17 protein-coding genes and 2 rRNA genes are annotated in these 15,245 nt (G+C 62.5%); 10 read left to right on the top strand and 9 right to left on the bottom strand.

The window, feature by feature from the left end:
- Positions 1-197 precede the first annotated feature (197 nt).
- Positions 198-1,079, bottom strand: coding sequence for a coiled-coil protein (locus tag BDK88_RS06600; protein ID WP_130499688.1), 882 nt, complete (start codon positions 1,077-1,079; stop codon positions 198-200).
- 396 nt (positions 1,080-1,475) lie between these two features.
- Positions 1,476-2,558, bottom strand: a complete 1,083-nt coding sequence (locus BDK88_RS06595; protein ID WP_130499687.1) for a tubulin/FtsZ family protein — start codon at positions 2,556-2,558, stop codon at positions 1,476-1,478.
- 140 nt (positions 2,559-2,698) lie between these two features.
- Here BDK88_RS06595 and BDK88_RS06590 point away from each other — a divergent pair, with 140 nt between their 5' ends.
- From BDK88_RS06590 to BDK88_RS06575, 4 genes are all read left to right on the top strand, one after another.
- Positions 2,699-3,124 carry a DUF5791 family protein gene (locus BDK88_RS06590; RefSeq protein WP_130499686.1) on the top strand — a complete coding sequence of 142 codons (426 nt, stop codon included), beginning with the start codon at positions 2,699-2,701 and terminating at the stop codon, positions 3,122-3,124.
- An 82-nt stretch (positions 3,125-3,206) separates the two neighbouring features.
- A complete protein-coding gene (locus BDK88_RS06585) occupies positions 3,207-4,451 on the top strand; it encodes a sulfite oxidase (protein ID WP_130499685.1) in 1,245 nt (414 codons plus the stop codon).
- Between the two features lie 46 nt (positions 4,452-4,497).
- Positions 4,498-5,403, top strand: coding sequence for an SDR family oxidoreductase (locus BDK88_RS06580; protein ID WP_130499684.1), 906 nt, complete (start codon positions 4,498-4,500; stop codon positions 5,401-5,403).
- A 57-nt stretch (positions 5,404-5,460) separates the two neighbouring features.
- On the top strand, positions 5,461-6,651 hold the full coding sequence (locus tag BDK88_RS06575) for a DHH family phosphoesterase (protein ID WP_130499683.1): 1,191 nt from the start codon (positions 5,461-5,463) through the stop codon (positions 6,649-6,651).
- A gap of 36 nt (positions 6,652-6,687) precedes the next feature.
- Here the strand turns inward: BDK88_RS06575 and BDK88_RS21090 are convergent, their stop codons facing one another.
- Positions 6,688-6,858 carry an HVO_0758 family zinc finger protein gene (locus BDK88_RS21090; protein ID WP_008009139.1) on the bottom strand — a complete coding sequence of 57 codons (171 nt, stop codon included), beginning with the start codon at positions 6,856-6,858 and terminating at the stop codon, positions 6,688-6,690.
- A 192-nt stretch (positions 6,859-7,050) separates the two neighbouring features.
- Between BDK88_RS21090 and BDK88_RS06570 the strand changes: the two genes are divergently transcribed.
- From BDK88_RS06570 to BDK88_RS06560, 3 genes are read left to right on the top strand one after another with little or no spacing between them, the layout of a single operon-like run.
- Positions 7,051-8,202, top strand: a complete 1,152-nt coding sequence (locus BDK88_RS06570) for a glycosyltransferase family protein (protein ID WP_130499682.1) — start codon at positions 7,051-7,053, stop codon at positions 8,200-8,202.
- Positions 8,203-8,228: 26 nt separating this feature from the next.
- On the top strand, positions 8,229-8,729 hold the full coding sequence (locus BDK88_RS06565) for a DUF7109 family protein (protein ID WP_130499681.1): 501 nt from the start codon (positions 8,229-8,231) through the stop codon (positions 8,727-8,729).
- Positions 8,726-9,316 carry an NUDIX hydrolase gene (locus BDK88_RS06560; RefSeq protein ID WP_130499680.1) on the top strand — a complete coding sequence of 197 codons (591 nt, stop codon included), beginning with the start codon at positions 8,726-8,728 and terminating at the stop codon, positions 9,314-9,316. The genes BDK88_RS06565 and BDK88_RS06560 overlap by 4 nt, the downstream gene beginning before the upstream one ends.
- A 9-nt stretch (positions 9,317-9,325) precedes the next feature.
- Here BDK88_RS06560 and BDK88_RS06555 read toward each other — a convergent pair whose 3' ends face one another.
- On the bottom strand, positions 9,326-9,697 hold the full coding sequence (locus tag BDK88_RS06555) for a dihydroneopterin aldolase family protein (RefSeq protein ID WP_130499679.1): 372 nt from the start codon (positions 9,695-9,697) through the stop codon (positions 9,326-9,328).
- Positions 9,698-9,850: 153 nt separating this feature from the next.
- Here BDK88_RS06555 and azf point away from each other — a divergent pair, with 153 nt between their 5' ends.
- A complete protein-coding gene (gene azf / locus BDK88_RS06550; protein ID WP_130499678.1) occupies positions 9,851-10,624 on the top strand; it encodes an NAD-dependent glucose-6-phosphate dehydrogenase Azf in 774 nt (257 codons plus the stop codon).
- 22 nt (positions 10,625-10,646) lie between these two features.
- Here the strand turns inward: azf and BDK88_RS06545 are convergent, their stop codons facing one another.
- From BDK88_RS06545 to BDK88_RS06535, 3 genes are all read right to left on the bottom strand, one after another.
- Positions 10,647-11,270, bottom strand: a complete 624-nt coding sequence (locus BDK88_RS06545; RefSeq protein ID WP_130499677.1) for a DUF309 domain-containing protein — start codon at positions 11,268-11,270, stop codon at positions 10,647-10,649.
- A 264-nt stretch (positions 11,271-11,534) separates the two neighbouring features.
- Complete coding sequence (locus tag BDK88_RS06540) at positions 11,535-12,632, bottom strand: aminopeptidase (RefSeq protein ID WP_130499676.1); 1,098 nt, start codon at positions 12,630-12,632, stop codon at positions 11,535-11,537.
- 74 nt (positions 12,633-12,706) lie between these two features.
- Positions 12,707-13,429, bottom strand: a complete 723-nt coding sequence (locus BDK88_RS06535) for a queuosine precursor transporter (RefSeq protein WP_130499675.1) — start codon at positions 13,427-13,429, stop codon at positions 12,707-12,709.
- A 442-nt stretch (positions 13,430-13,871) separates the two neighbouring features.
- On the opposite strand from BDK88_RS06535, the gene BDK88_RS06530 reads away from it, so the two are divergent.
- Complete coding sequence (locus BDK88_RS06530) at positions 13,872-14,066, top strand: cold-shock protein (RefSeq protein ID WP_006087767.1); 195 nt, start codon at positions 13,872-13,874, stop codon at positions 14,064-14,066.
- A gap of 371 nt (positions 14,067-14,437) precedes the next feature.
- Positions 14,438-14,713: a PadR family transcriptional regulator gene (locus BDK88_RS06525; protein ID WP_008009117.1), complete on the top strand. Its 276-nt coding sequence runs from the start codon at positions 14,438-14,440 to the stop codon at positions 14,711-14,713.
- A 163-nt stretch (positions 14,714-14,876) separates the two neighbouring features.
- Here BDK88_RS06525 and rrf (BDK88_RS06520) read toward each other — a convergent pair.
- Positions 14,877-14,998, bottom strand: a 5S ribosomal RNA gene (gene rrf, locus BDK88_RS06520).
- Between the two features lie 71 nt (positions 14,999-15,069).
- A 5S ribosomal RNA gene (gene rrf, locus BDK88_RS06515) occupies positions 15,070-15,191 on the bottom strand.
- Between the last annotated feature and the right edge of the window lie 54 nt (positions 15,192-15,245).

Raw genomic sequence — 15,245 nt, 5'->3', positions numbered from 1 at the left:
TAGTGACAGGCTACAACTAGATTGGCATGCAGTCTCGTCTGACGGACTCGAGCGTGGCCGACACACGAGACGCAGTGCTCGTCAGGAGGTCGGACGCACAACTGGCGTCCGCTCTCGACGTGACGACGCAGAAAACAGCGACACGCCCGCGTTCAAACCCCGAAAATCGGGAGAAAATCGCGGTAGACGGGATCGATCTAGAGCAGCCCCGTCTTCTGGAGCTTCATCAGGTCCTCGGTGTCGAGGGTCTCGCCTTCCTTGAACTTCTGATAGATTTCCTCGGCCTCTTCTTTGGCCTCTTCTTTCTTTTTGTCGCGCTCGGACTTGCGCTCTTCTTCCTCTTTCTTGTCCAGTTCGCGCAGGCGCTTCTGGACGCGGACGAAGTCCTCGTGGTGGCGGTCGGCGGCTTCCTGGGCCTCGACGAACTTCTCGTGCATCTCGTCGGCCTCATCACGGATGTCGTCGGCCTCGCGGTAGGCCTCGATCATCTGGTTGTGATGTTCCTGTGCCTTGTCCGCCAGCTCCGTCACCTTCTGGTGGTGCTGGGAGGCTTCTGATCGGACTTCCTCGGCTTCCTCGACGAGTTCCTCGAGATCCTCGTTTTGGTCGAGTTTCTGCTTGCGCTCTTCGTACTCCTCGCGCTTGGACTCGATCTTCTCGATCAGCTCTTTTTCGTCTTCACTCGAGAGAACCTCGGTCTGCTGTTTGAACTCGAGTTGCTCGATCTCTTCTTCGAGCTCCTCTAGGTCCTTGCCCTCGTCGAGTTCCATGTCCGACTTGAGCTGCTCGACCTTGTCGAACAGCTCGTTGGCTTCGGCGTTGAGCTCGTTGCGGCTTTCCTTGTGTTCCTGGACCTGCTCGTTGAGCTCGTCGCGTTTTTCGCGGTGCTCTTGGGCTTTGTCGACCTTTTCGCGAGTCTTCGCGTTCAGGTCGTCGCGCTTGGATGCGCGCTCGGACGCCATCTGGTTCAGGTCGTTTCGCCGGTCTCGGAGTTGACCGGCCATCTTGATGAGCTGTCCTTTCGATTTGTTTTCTAGGTCGTCCTCTGTCAGTTCGATGTTTTTCGATTCGTCTACCATGTTAGTCAAACCTCTGTGCCATACCCGCACCGGGGAACCAGTCGACCGACTGTGTAAGCGCTCGCCGACGGCTCGGCGAATGACTCACTGACTCTCGATCAACTGGTCGAAGCGGCTGCTCACGATCTGCGAAACCTCGGTGAATAAGATTTCCTGTCATCGATCGTCGAGCGATACGCGCCCCGGTGGCGTTCTGGTGACAGACAGTACTGTCGCCTATAATTTAAATGTACCGGTCACACAACCCCTGAAAACCGTTAGCAGGGGCGTCGTTCCCCCATGTTGGGCAATACCACGGCTCGTGAGTGACTTATAAATAAAACTGGGTGCGACGGAGCCGATCGGGCTCGGTCGGGTCGCCGTCGATTCGTGGAGTACTCGAGAGTGCGGTCCCGGTTAGAAAAGATCCTCGAGTCGGTCGTCGGCGAACGCATCCGCGTGGTCGGTCGATTCCGTTTCCTGAGCCTGCTTTGCCTCGCGGGCACGGTCCATGAACGCCTCGATCCGATCGGACCGTTCCGCCCCGCCGAGTAAGACCAGCGCGCCGAGGCGGTCGCTGTCCAGCGGGAAGTCGCCGCCGCGGACCTGCATGCTGCCGGTCTCGTCTTCGAGCCAGTGGCGCGCCTTCTCGACGCCCTTGCGCGGAATCGCGTCGGACTGGCCCGCGATGACGAGCAGTGCAGCCTCCGCAGTCGTCGCATCCGGCAGGCTCGTTCCCGTCAGCAGCGCCTGCCGGGAGACGCTCATCGTCGTTCTGATGTTCTCGGCGCTGTCCTCGCTTGCGACTTCGCTCGCGTAGCCGAGCGCCGCGACGCCGCCTGCACGCAGCGTGTTGATGACCTCGCTCGAGTCCACGACACTCTCGCCGACGCCTTCAACGGCCTCACCGGATGCGAACAGCAGGCCGACCCGCCGGGCGATCCGGTCGTTGATCGTCTCGAAGGCTCCTTCGACGCTCTCGCCCTGTTCGTGCCAGGCGTCGTTGTCGATCAATAGCGTCGCGTCGGCTTCCCGCAGCAGGGTCTTCAGCGACCGACCGGCGTTGGCCTGATAGAGCGCCCCTTCGTTGCGTCCCGGTAAGACGCCGAGCGCGTAGACGGGGACGTCATAGACCTGCTGGAGGTGGTGGACGAGGACGGGCGCACCACCGCTACCGGTGCCGCCGCCGAGACCGGCGACAACGAAGATCGCCTCCGCTTTCGAAGTGACACGGCCGTCGAGTGCGCCGAGGACCTGCTGGATGTCCGACTGCATAACCTCGGTACCGAGTTCGTTGTCACCACCGACGCCATGACCGTTGACGCGGTCGGCACCGATCAGCTGGGTGTCGACGAACTCGAGGGACTTGAGGTCGGGTTTCGCAGAATTGACGGCCAACGCGCCCTGAACGGCTCCAAATCCCATGTCTGCATCGAATCGGGCAAGCCGTTCAGTAATCTTCCCACCGGCCTGACCGACTCCGAGGAGGGCGACTTTCATACCACTTCCATATGCAAGCAGCCTGTTTAACGTTCCGGTGAGTTGATACACTCGGTGAGGCGACTGGTTGCACAGTAACTCCCCAGCAGTGATCGGGAGAGGTCACAATACCTTTCTGCTGTATCCCCGTCCGTTCGGATATGTTCTACGAACAGCGGATGACCGTTCCCGACTCGCCCGCTGCATTGCGGGCCGAGTACGAGGACGACCTCGCAACGATCGTCGACCAACACGGCCCAGCAGCCGTCGCGGCCGACACCGATCTCGAGCAAGACGTGCTCGAGGCGCTTGCAGCCGGCGACTCGCCCGATCTGACGCTCGAGGAAGCCGCCGAGATCCAGTCGCTCGCCGAGGGCGAACCGGACCCGGAGACGATCGTGACGATGGCGCTCGAGCACTTGCTGTTGGGAATGTCGACGGCGGTCCTCGACGTTGAGGCACTCGAGAGCTACATCGACCTCGACCTCGAGGCAAAGGAGATCCAGCAGAAGATCGAGGGGCGAGCGCCGATGTCGTTCGCGGAGTTCGTCCATGTGCAGTACGTGATCGCGGACGGTGCGCCGTAGGCGCGGCTGTATTTGTCACAGCCGTCATCGATGAGTGGTACCACGCCCCGTGATTTATCGCACTCGGTGGTGTGTGGCTCGTATGTCGAACTCGGAGCGCAGCAATACTCGGAACCGAGAAACCGACGCGATTCTGGATCGGAAACCCGGCACGGAGGCCGTCACTGATCTCGAGGACCGGTATCGGGTCGTGGGTGCCGCTGATCGGGAGACGTACGCGAACTGGCTCACGCCGATCGAGGAACACTACGTCTGTCACCGCAACGAGACCCTCGATCCCGAGGGTGCCGACTGGGAAGTCGAACTCACCGGCGCGGTCGATCAAGACGGCACGCTGGGAATGGACGACCTCCGCGAGGACTACCCAACGGTCGCGGTCGCACACACGATGGAGTGTGCCGGTAACGGCCGCGGCTACTTCGATCCCGAAACCGGCAGCGTCCAGTGGGAGTACGGGGCCGTCAGCACCGCCATCTGGACCGGGACACCGCTGACGTCGATCCTGGCCGACCACGGCGCGACGACCGACGACGGGATGTGGCTCACCGCGGTCGGCGGCGACCACCCCGAAGTCGAGGACGAAAACGACCGGTTCGCCCGGTCGATCCCGATGGCCAAGGTCCTCGAGGACTGCATCCTCGCCTACGAGATAAACGGCGAGCCGTTGCCGCCCGAGCACGGCCATCCGGTTCGGTTGCTCGTCCCCGGCTGGTACGGCGTCAACAGCGTCAAGTGGCTCACCGAGTTGCACGTCACGGAAACGATGGTCCACGGCCCGGAGTGGGCCGACCGCGACGGCGAGGATTTCACCCAGTGGCAGCAGTCGTCCTACCGCATTCACCCCGAGGGCGTCGAGCCCGACTCGAACGCGACGGTCTCGACGTTCGACACCTGGGACCAACTCGAGTCAGACGAGATCGACCACCCCTACACGTTCGACGAGAACGTCAAGTCCACGATCGGCCAGCCAGACGACGGCGCGACCGTCACCCCGGCTGCCGACGGCACGGTCGAGATCGTCGGCGTCGCCTGGGCCGGCGACGACGCGGTGACGGCAGTCGAGGTCTCGACCGACGGCGGCGATAGCTGGCAGGACGCGGACTTTTTCGGGCCGGACTACGACTGTGCGTGGCGGCTGTTTCGGTACCGCTGGGAGCCCACACCCGGCACGTACACGCTCGCCTCGCGCGCGACCGACGAACGCGGCCGCCGCCAGCCGGCACGGATCGCTGACGCGGATGAAGACGGCGACGACTACCCGTGGAACGAGGGCGGCTACGCCGAGAACGCGTGGCACCCACACGCGCTCGAGGTCACCGTCGAGTGATCGCCGCGAGCGGTGAACCTATGCTGATCCGGGCACGAACTCGCGTATGCGCGTTGCCATTCTCGGCTGTGGGTACGTCGGCCTCGAACTGGGTCGACAACTCGCGGCGGGAGATCACGACCCGATCGGCGTCCGCCGATCGGACGAGGGCGTTGCACGGATCGAAGACGCTGGCTTCGACGCCGTCCAGGCCGACGTCACCGACCGCGAGGCGCTCGCGGCGGTCCCGGACGTCGACGCGATCGTCTTCGCCGCGAGCAGCGGCGGCCGGGGAGCCGAAACCGCCCGCGACGTATACGTCGAGGGGTTGCGCACGGCGATCGAAACCTTCGGCGAGCGCGAGCACGCGCCCGACCGACTCGTCTACACCTCTTCGACGGGTGTCCACGGCGACCACGACGGCGACTGGGTCGACGAGACGACACCCCTCGAGCCGACGACCGACAAGACCGCGGTCCTCGCCGAGGCCGAACGGCTCGCCCTCGAGTTACCCGAACAATACGGGTTCGAGGGGACTGTCGCCCGCTTTGCCGGCCTCTACGGCCCCGGCCGGTATCGGCTCGAGCGCTATCTCGAGGGGCCTGTGACGGCGGGCTATCTGAACATGGTCCATCGGGACGACGCCGCCGGCGCGGTCCGGCACGTGCTCGAGGAAACCCTCGCACGTGGCGAGGTCGTCCAGGTGGTCGACGACGAGCCCGCCGAGAAGTGGGCGTTCGCGGACTGGCTGGCCGACGAGTGTGGCGTCGAGCAGCCGCCGAAGCGGACGAAAGCCGACCGGCTTGCCGACGACGACCTCTCCGAGGCAGGCCGACGCCGCATCCTGACGAGCAAGCGCTGTTCGAACGAAAAACTCCGCGAACTGGGCTACGAGTTCGCCTATCCGACCTTCCGTGAGGGGTATCGTGACGCGATCGAACGCTATCAGGCCGCCGCCACCAGCGATCGGTAGCCGCCGAACACGGGGAACCGGGGGAACACTCTTGATGGTTCGATTTGACATGGCAATATGAGCGCTTGGAGCGTCTCGACGGCCACGACGGCAGTCGGGACGAACCCGCTGATGGTCGAGTCGATCAGCGACTCGGTCCGTTCGCTCGAGCCGCTCCTACTGTCGCTGCTGGTTCTCGTCGTCGTCGCGCTCGTCCTCGGTGTCTGGTGGCTCGTTCGCTGGTTTCGACGACCGCCAGGGGCCCGGTTCCAGCGCCTCTTGGCAAACTACGACGACGTGACCGTGTTGATGCATCCAAATCCCGACCCCGACGCCATGTCGTGTGCCATGGGCGTCGAGCGGATCGCCGAATCGGTCGATACGGCCACGACGTTACAGTATGCAGGTGAGATCCGCCACCAGGAGAACCGGGCGTTCCGGACCGTCCTCGGGCTCGAGCTCGAGTCCATCGAGGCCAGTTCCCAGCTCGCGTCGGACGCGGTCGTCCTGGTCGACCACAACACGCCGCGGGGCTTTAGTGGTGCCCAGTCCGTCGAGCCGATCGCTGTCGTCGATCACCACCCCGGGAACGGAGCCGGCACGAAGTTCACCGACGTCCGAACGGCGTACGGGGCGGCGTCGACGATCCTCGTCGAATATCTCCTCGACATCGGCGCGACGATGGATACAGCGGACGACTCGAGCTCGCTTTCGGTATCGCCAGAGCTTGCAACAGGCCTTCTCTATGGGATCCAGTCCGATACGAACCATCTGACAAACGGCTGCTCGCGGGCAGAGTTCGACGCCGCCGCGGCCCTGTTCCCCGGAATCGACGAGGACCTGCTCGATCGGATCGCCAACCCGCAGGTCAGCGATGACGTGTTACAGGTCAAGGCGACGGCGATCACCGAAAAGCGGGTCGAAGGTCCCTTCGCTGTCTGCGACGTCGGCGAGATCAGCAACGTCGACGCCATCCCACAGGCCGCAGACGAACTCATGCACCTCGAGGGGATTACGGCGGTCGTCGTCTACGGCGAACACGACGGGACGCTTCATCTCTCCGGCCGGTCGCGTGACGATCGGGTTCACATGGGTGAGACGCTCCGCCACGCCATCAGTGATATTCCGATGGCAAGCGCGGGCGGGCACGCGCGTATGGGAGGCGGGCAACTCTCTGTCGATCACATGAACGGGATCGGTCCATCCGACGGGATCAGCCGCGACGAGTTCGAAGAACGGCTCTTTTCGGCACTCGCTGGCGAGCGCTAGCCGGTCGACTCCGCACACCACCGACCGCCGACAGGGCTAGCGGATCTCCTTCCACTCGGACGCGCAGTCAGGACAGATGCGAACCGTCTTGATCTCGTTTGGGTCGTTTTCGGTTTTGAGCGGCTTCTCGCAGTCACCACAGACGAGCCGATCGTAGGTGTCTTTATCGAGGTCGCCATCACGAAGTGCCTTCCGAACTGATTTCATATTCGCCTGTAAGAAGGTGGGATAGAAAAAGACCGGTGCTTTTTCTGATGTGAGTCGGCCGACAATCGAGGGGTCGACGCTAAACGATCGAGACACTGATCGCACAGTCCTCGTGCGATCGGGTATGCAGCAGTGGCTACGAATCTGGCCGGAGTCGTGGCCGTTTTACCCGTCCGCGTGAACAACCCATCGATGGAGTACTGCCAGGAGCGGATCGCGACGCTCCACGAGTTCGGCGAGGGAGACGGCGTCGGCGGTGCCCTCACCCGTGACGTCGCCGCCGCGGTCGCCGAAACGGCACTCGTCGTTCCGATGACCGCTCGCGAGTACAAGAGTCCTGCCACCGAACGCGTCCTCGAGGAAATGGAGCGCCTCGAGCCAACGCCAGCGGCCGTCTTCGTTCCCATCCGCGCTGAGCAAGCGCAGATCGAACCGTTTCGGGACTGGCTCGCCACGTTCGAACTTCCGACGCGGGTGCTCTGGTGTAACGCGCCCGAGGTCGACGCGTTGCTCGCCGACACGGGTTTGGCGGGCAACTGGGGGAAAGGGCGGGACGTCTGGCTCGCACTCGGGCCAGCAGCTGCGGCTGCCGACACGGTCGTCGTCCACGATGCCGACGCCAAAAGTTACGAGGCCGAACACGTCCAGCGGCTGCTCGCACCGCTGACGATGGATTTCGACTTTGCAAAAGGGTACTACGCCCGCATCGAGCGTGGCCGGCTCTACGGTCGGCTGTTCCGCCTGTTTTATGAACCGCTGCTTCGGGCGCTCGCGGACGCCCACGACGCCCCGATCGTCGACTACCTTGGGGCGTTCCGGTACGCGCTGGCCGGTGAATTCGCCGCGACCGCCGATCTCGCCCGCCGACTGCAAACGCCGCGGACGTGGGGGCTCGAGGTCGGCACGCTCGGTGACGCCTACGACGTCGCTGGCTTCGACGGGACTGCACAGGTCGACCTCGGCCGTCACGAACACGACCACCGCGTGGTCGACGGCGAGGCCGGCCTCGAGGGAATGAGCCGCGACGTTGCCGCCGCGCTCCTGTGTGTCCTCGAAGACCACGGCGTCGCCCCCGACTACGAGACGCTCCCCGATCGCTATCGGGCCGCCGGGACGGCGCTGATCGAACAGTACCGTGCCGACGCGGCGTTCAACGGACTCGAGTACGATCTCGAAGGCGAGCGAGCGCAGGTGACACGCTACGCCGAATCGATCGCGCCGCCCGACGCCACCACCGACATGCGCCTCCCGCGATGGGTCGACGCGCCGTTCGAACCGGCAGACGTGCTCGCGGCAACCCGTCCATGGCGACATCACCACGCTGGGTCGCGCTCACAAGACTAATCCCGATACCCGCCGTTAGGCCGCGTATGGACGCGACCGCCGACGAACTAGCCGGCGTGGTCGACCTCTTCGGCGGGTTGACCCGCGTGGAACTCGAGCGGGCGCTCGCCGAGGCCGCCTACCGCGCCGACGGACAAGCCGTCGAGGACGCGGCCCTCGAGACGGCGATCGACGAGGCGCTCGAGACGTTCGCGCTCGTTCGATACGACCCAGCCAACGAGGGCGATGGGGAGACGATCGCGGACAGCGAGGCGCTACTGGTTCCCGGGCCGACAGCGTTCCCAACGGTACCAGACCACGCCGAAGACGTCCCACACATTCTCGATGTCGACCGCCGACACCCCGATCGCGAGGCGCTGGGCGAGGCGACCCGCGAGCGATTCAGCAACGCCGTCGCCGAGGCCGTCACGGCCGACGAGACGGACCGACTGCGGACCCTGCTCGACATCAGCTACGATCTCGAAGCCTGGGCTCCGATCGACCTCGCGGACGAACGGCGGCGACTGGAGGACGCCCTCGAGGAATGACGACGAGACTGACCCTCGACCCGGTCGCAGCCTACGAAGCGACCGAAATCGACGATCAGGAGTACGACGCCGCCGTCCTCGCGCCGATCGTCGACCACGACGGCGAGGACCATCTACTGTTTACCCGGCGGGCCGATCATCTCGGTGAGCATCCCGGCCAGATGAGCTTTCCCGGTGGCGGGGCCGAACCCGAGGACGCGACGATCCTCGAGACTGCACTTCGGGAGGCAAACGAAGAGATCGGCCTCGAGCCAAGCGAGGCCGAGATCGTCGGCCAACTCGACGACATCCGGACGGTCACCGAATACGCCGTCACACCCTTCGTCGCCCACGTGCCGGATCGCGAATATATCCGCGACGACAACGAGGTCGCCGAGATCGTCGTCCTTCCAGTATCGGAACTGCTCGATCCCGAGAATTACGAGTACGAACGCCGCTCGCACCCCTACTACGGCGACATCGTCATCCACTACTTCCACGTCGACGGCTACACCGTCTGGGGCGCGACCGGCCGGATTCTGGTGCAACTGCTCGAGCTCGCGACGGCGTTTGAAGCACCCGAGAAAGTCGACCGATCGAGCGTCTGACGCCGGGCGTCAGTGTGACTGTTCGTCTCGGACCGACTCGAGTCGCATCAGGGGATAGCCATCTTCCATTTCCATACGGGTGACGACCTCACAGCCCTCGTAGTCGATGACGATCTCGACCTCGAGAAAGCGGCCGGTGAGTTCGGTGTAGTCGGCCGTCGCGTCGGCGAGTTCGGCCTCGAGTTCGTCGGTCAGCACGTCGACGGTCACCGCAGTGCAATGGGGCTGGTTTTCGATCGACTCCTCGATTGCGGACTCGAGGGTCGCGGCGCTGTCCGGTGAGACTGGCGTGCCGGCAAACTGGTGGTACAGCGAGCCGAACTTGATACCGGCCTCGAAGCAGGCGGCTTCCGCGTCCGTGGGTGTCGTGTCTGTGGGCATGTACAGGCCCTCGCGTGCGGTCGGGAAGGGGATTGCGATGCGAGTGGATCCGAGACTCGAGGCGTGGGTGGACACGGGGGATGCATGACACCACCGACCGCGCTGGGGCCGAATCGCATGGTACTTATCGACGCTGGCCCTCACACCGAACGAATGGCACAGTCAGTCCTGCTCACGGGGGCTGCGGGGCGGGTCGGAACGGCCATCCTCGGCGGCCTGTCGGATGACTACGAGTGGCGGTTGCTGGATCGCGATCCGCCAACGGGCGACCAGCCCGGCGAGTTCGTCGTCGCGGACATCACCGATGATGAGGCGGTCCGCGAGGCGATGGAGGGCATCGACGTCGTGATCCACCTCGCGGGCGATCCGCGACCGGAAGCGCCGTGGAACAGCGTCCTGACCAACAACATCGACGGCACACAGACGGTCTTCGAAGCCGCCGTCGACGCCGGCGTCGAAAAGGTCGCGTTCGCCTCGTCGAATCACGCCGTTGGCAACTACGAGACCGAGGAACGCACGCCCGAGATGTACCGGGCCCACGACGATTATCTTCTCGATGGCACCGAACTCCCGCGGCCGAGCAACCTCTATGGCGTCTCGAAAGCCGCCGGGGAAACCCTCGGGCGCTACTATCACGACGAATACGATCTCTCGGTCGTCTGTGTTCGCATCGGCAACCTTACCGAGGGCCATCCGCCGATCGATTACGAGCGCGGACAGGCGATGTGGCTCTCCTACCGTGACTGTGCACACCTGTTCGACCGCTGTATTCAGGCCGACTACGACTACGAGATCGTCTACGGTATCTCCGACAACGACCGCAAGTACTACTCGATCGAGCGCGCCCGCGACGTCCTCGACTACGACCCACAGGACAACTCCGCCCACTACGACGGCGACGAACGAGTCCTCGAGCCCGACGCCTGAACGGAGCCGACGCTCGCCTCCGTCAATTCGGTCCAAATAACCCGTCGACGTCTTTCTCTCGAGCCTGCCGTCGGCCGACGTGTTCGGTGAGCCGCTGGAAAACGATTCCCCGATGCTCGTCCTCGCGAACGAAATCGAACAGCAATGTAATGAACTGGCTGGCGTCGTCACCGGCCTCGAGATCGCGCCGCGCGTACGCTCGTGCCTGCGCGATTGGGGCCTCATCGTAGCCGAACTCCTCAGCGAGGACGACCGCCGCGACCGCCGTCGGCCCGATGTCGAGGTCCGATAGCGTCGGCGCTGTCCCCTCGTGTTCGAGCACCACCGGCAGTCGTCGTTCGATACGTTCCGGATCGGCCGCAAGTCTCCCGAGGAACGATCGAACAGGATCGAGGTGGAGTCCGCGATACGCGGCAGGCAACCCCGCGAGGTACTCCTGTGCACTCTCGGCGAGTCCGACGGCACCCGCCCAGTTGCGCTCGCGAGCGTGGTACACCGCGCCGCTGTACTGGATGAGACCGTGCAGCAGGCGTTCGTCGTCACTGCCCGCATCGAGGTCGAGCCAGTGATCCTCCCAGGCGTCGTGGGCGGCATGATAGTGGCCATCGTTGAAGATCGCGACGCCGGCCCGGAGGTGATCGCGCATAGTCTCAGTTAGGTCTCGAGACTCGAGAGCATGACGAAACCGTCGAGTGCCGGTTCTCCTGTCGACAGCGATCCCACTGGTGTCGATACCAAGGTGTCGACAGCTATCAGGTCGGCAGAACAAGAACTGACATGTGGACTCATCGGTAGGCGTATGCAATCATTTCGATCTAGTGACGTGTATCCACTTTCTCGTATGCAGTTCGTACTGTTCGCCGCCGCTCGAGCGACACTCACACCGCCCGCCGAGTGGGCCCATGGCTGCTCAACCGTCGAACCCTGATTCGAATCGGAACGTCCCGTTGCGCTGGACAACCGTTCCGTCAATCTCGAGCCGGGACGCTTCGCTGACGTCGGTGATCAGATCGACGTGGACCGCCGAGTCGTTGCCGGACTCGCCGTTGGGGAGACAGGCATCGTAGGCCCGGCCAAGCGCGAGATGGACGGTGTCGCCCATCTTCTCGTCGAAGAGGATGTTGTCCGTATACCGGTCGATCCCGCGATTCATCCCGATCCCGAGCTCGCCGAGTCTGCGCGCACCCTCGTCCGTCTCGAGGATGTCGCCGATGACGTCCGCACCCTGGTCGGCATCGTAGTCGACGACCTCGCCGGCGTCGAACTCGAGGCGAACGTTCCGGACAGACTCGCCCCGTAGGGTCATCGGCACGTCGAAGGTTACCGTCCCCTCGGTCCCAGCGGGTGCCGTAAAGACCTCGCCGCTTGGCAGGTTATGCGAGTCGTACGCGACCGAGGCAGCGCTGTTGACCGCCGTGCGGTCATCGATTCGCATGGTCAGGTCGGTCCCCTCCGAGACGAGACGTACCTCGTTGCCGTCATCGAGGAGGGTCTTGAGCTGGGCCATCTCCTCGGCGAGCGACTCCCAGTCCCGAAGGATCGCATCGTAGGCGAAGTCTTGGTACTCCTCATAGGCCATGTTCGCCTGCTGGGCCAGCGACCGCGTCGGGTGGACTGTCGACACCCAGCGAGTATCCAGTCGCGCCTCGCGGATCTCACGTCTGGTGCTGTTGTACGCCTGCCGCTGCTCACCTGGAACGTCGGCCGTCGCGCTCGTATTTCGGCCACCGCCAAGCGAGAGATAGACGTCGGCGCTCTCGAGCAGCGCGAGTTCGTGTGCTGGGTTCATATCGAAATCGCCATCGTGAGCACGGAGATACGCCCGCGTGATCTCGCCCGAACTGTAGGTCGCAAGCAGGTTCGCCCCGCGACTGCCGAGTTCTTCTGCGACGGCAACCGCCAGCTCGTGGGCGTCCGGGCCGACCGACAGGACAACGTTGTCGCCCGCTTCGACGCGAGCGCTCCAGCCGACCAGTACCGCGGCGTGTTCGCGTACGCGTTCATCCATAGGTATGGCTCTCGAGCAGGCTACTAAACGGTCCCCGTTCGATCTGGCCTACCGCACTCACCATCATCGGCGACTCAGACGGAATGCGTGTCGTTGGTGCTGGCACCCTCACGCGAGCGCACGACAGAGACGATCGCATAGACGACCGGCGTATCGAGGAGGGCAATCACGAATTTTAGCAGGTACTGGCCGATCATCAACGAGAGCACAACGTTGGTCGGAAGCACAGTGCCGACACCGAGGACCGCTGGCGCGATGGCGAAGGCAACCGAGACGAAAATGACAGTATCGATCGCTTGGCTGCTCGCCGTCGAGGCGATGTTGCGGAGCCAGAGCTTCTCGGAACCGGTGTACTCCCGAATCCGGTGAAAAACGAGCACGTCCCAGTTCTGGCTGACGATATACGCGAGCAGACTGCCGAGAACGATGTTCGTCGACGCACCAAGCACCGTCGCGAACTGTCCAGCAGTGCTCGGGTCGGCCGCCGGTGCGGCGATCGTCGACCAGACGAGCACGAGGACGACGAAATTCAGGACGAACCCAACGTTGACGACGATCTGGGCCGCACGCCGGCCGTACAATTCGGTATAACAGTCGCTCGCGAGGAAGGTGAGTGCATACGCGAGTGCCGCCCCGGGCAACGCGAGTTGGGACCCCGTTACCGGCAGCGACATGGGGAGTTCGAACGCCAGTACCTTCGACGCGGTCACCTGTGCAGTCACGAGCGCCGTGACGAAGAGCCCAATCAATCCCACTTGCGCGACTGTCGGCGCTCCCTGCATCCGTGTCTTGCTCATACCGATGGTAGCAAGTGAGCCACCCTAAGCGGTGCTATCTAAGAGCGCCAGCAGCAATGTCACCGCTCCCACGGCCCTACTCGCGTCTCAATCTGTCGGCAAACCTAGGCTCGACTGACCCACTCGCGACTGACTCGGCCCCGTTTCTGGACGATCACCGGATTCGTGCTCAGGAGGACCCGACGAGAGTGGCCTGCAATCGCTGGTTTCCGTCTCCAAACGAGGGGGCCGCTCCAGCAGTACATCGGGTTCCGCGCCGTCTCGAATGGCCGATAAGTCGGTTTCTCGAGTAACGATTCTATCGGCGAGTGAGAATAGTTGGATCCGCTGTTTCTCAGACATTCATCCTGTGATCGTTGGGTACAGGGAGTTATTATTTTTGTTCCGACATACATACTGTAACACAACTGTTATACGTATCGGGGGTCTCTCTTGAATTGCAATGGCGAAAGGAAACGTTGATTTCTTCAACGACACAGGCGGCTACGGTTTCATTTCGACGGACGACGCGGACGATGACGTTTTCTTCCACATGGAAGACGTTGGCGGTCCGGACCTCGAAGAAGGCACAGACATCGAATTCGATATCGAACAGGCCCCCAAGGGCCCCCGCGCCACCAACGTCACCCGCCTGTAACACGGCTTTCACGTTCGGTAACGGGTTTTCACAGTCGACTTTCGTTCTTTCGCGCTTTACCGCTGCCAGCAACTGCTGATAGGCATGTTTGTGACGAGTAGAACTACTCACATATTTAAGCAGTTATGAATGGAAAAGTGAGTGTAATTGTAAACAAACTGTATTCTTTATAGATAGTCCCTTTGTAGTGTCAATGCCGTATATTGACCTGTTTATGTAGCTGTATTGCCGAGTTTAAGTCGTTATTACTGAATGAAACAGGAGTAAGGAATACGATTGCCATAGTTAGCTTCGCTAAACGTGGTCGGAACAGTTGATACGAAATCGATAACAAATAGCCAGGTTTCCGTTCGTCCACTCAAGGATACACAATGGACGATCTGACAGGGTTTCAACGAGACCTCCTCTACGTAATTGCAGGTGCCGATCAGCCGTCCGGTCAGGATGTAAAGGACGAGATTGAAACATATTACAGCAGTGAAATCAATCACGGCCGGTTATATCCAAATCTCGATACCCTCGTCAACAAGGATCTCGTCGAGAAGGGACAACTCGATCGGCGAACCAACTACTACGAGATCAGTAATCGTGGGCAGCAAGCGATCGAAGAGCGTCGGCAATGGGAACAACAATATCTCAACAATTAATACAGCTGCCCTTGCAACAGCTCTCGCTCCCGTATCAAGTCGTATCTCTAGTCGACCTATTGCGGTAGGATTTCGCTGTGGATCGGATCGATCATAAGTGCCGATCCGAGTTCAATATTGAAATTGGAACCACACAGCGGTAGCTGCGTGGTAATAATATGAATGATAGCGGCGAATCGACGTTCCCAGAGGGTCGCCCACTCCAGTACTTGCCGATACGCAGGCGAGCTTATCTTCCGTGTTCGGGATGGGTACGGGAGGCACCTCGCCGCTATGGCCGCTGTAATGCCGATCGGCGGAATCGAACCGCCGTCAGACCACGATCGGTGAATGATGACCGTATTGGTCGATATGAGTGGAGGCGGCGAATCGACGTTCCCAGAGGGTCGCCCACTCCAGTACTTGCCGATACGCAGGCGAGCTTATCTTCCGTGTTCGGGATGGGTACGGGAGGCACCTCGCCGCTGTGGCCGCCGTAACGCCGACCGACGGACTCGAACCGTCGTCAAACCGTAATCGGTGGTGTGTCCAA

The organism is Natrinema hispanicum (genome assembly GCF_004217335.1).
GTDB classification, from domain to species: domain Archaea; phylum Halobacteriota; class Halobacteria; order Halobacteriales; family Natrialbaceae; genus Natrinema; species Natrinema hispanicum.
Note: the sequence above shows the minus strand (reverse complement) of the source record. Positions and strands in the feature narration are given on the sequence as shown.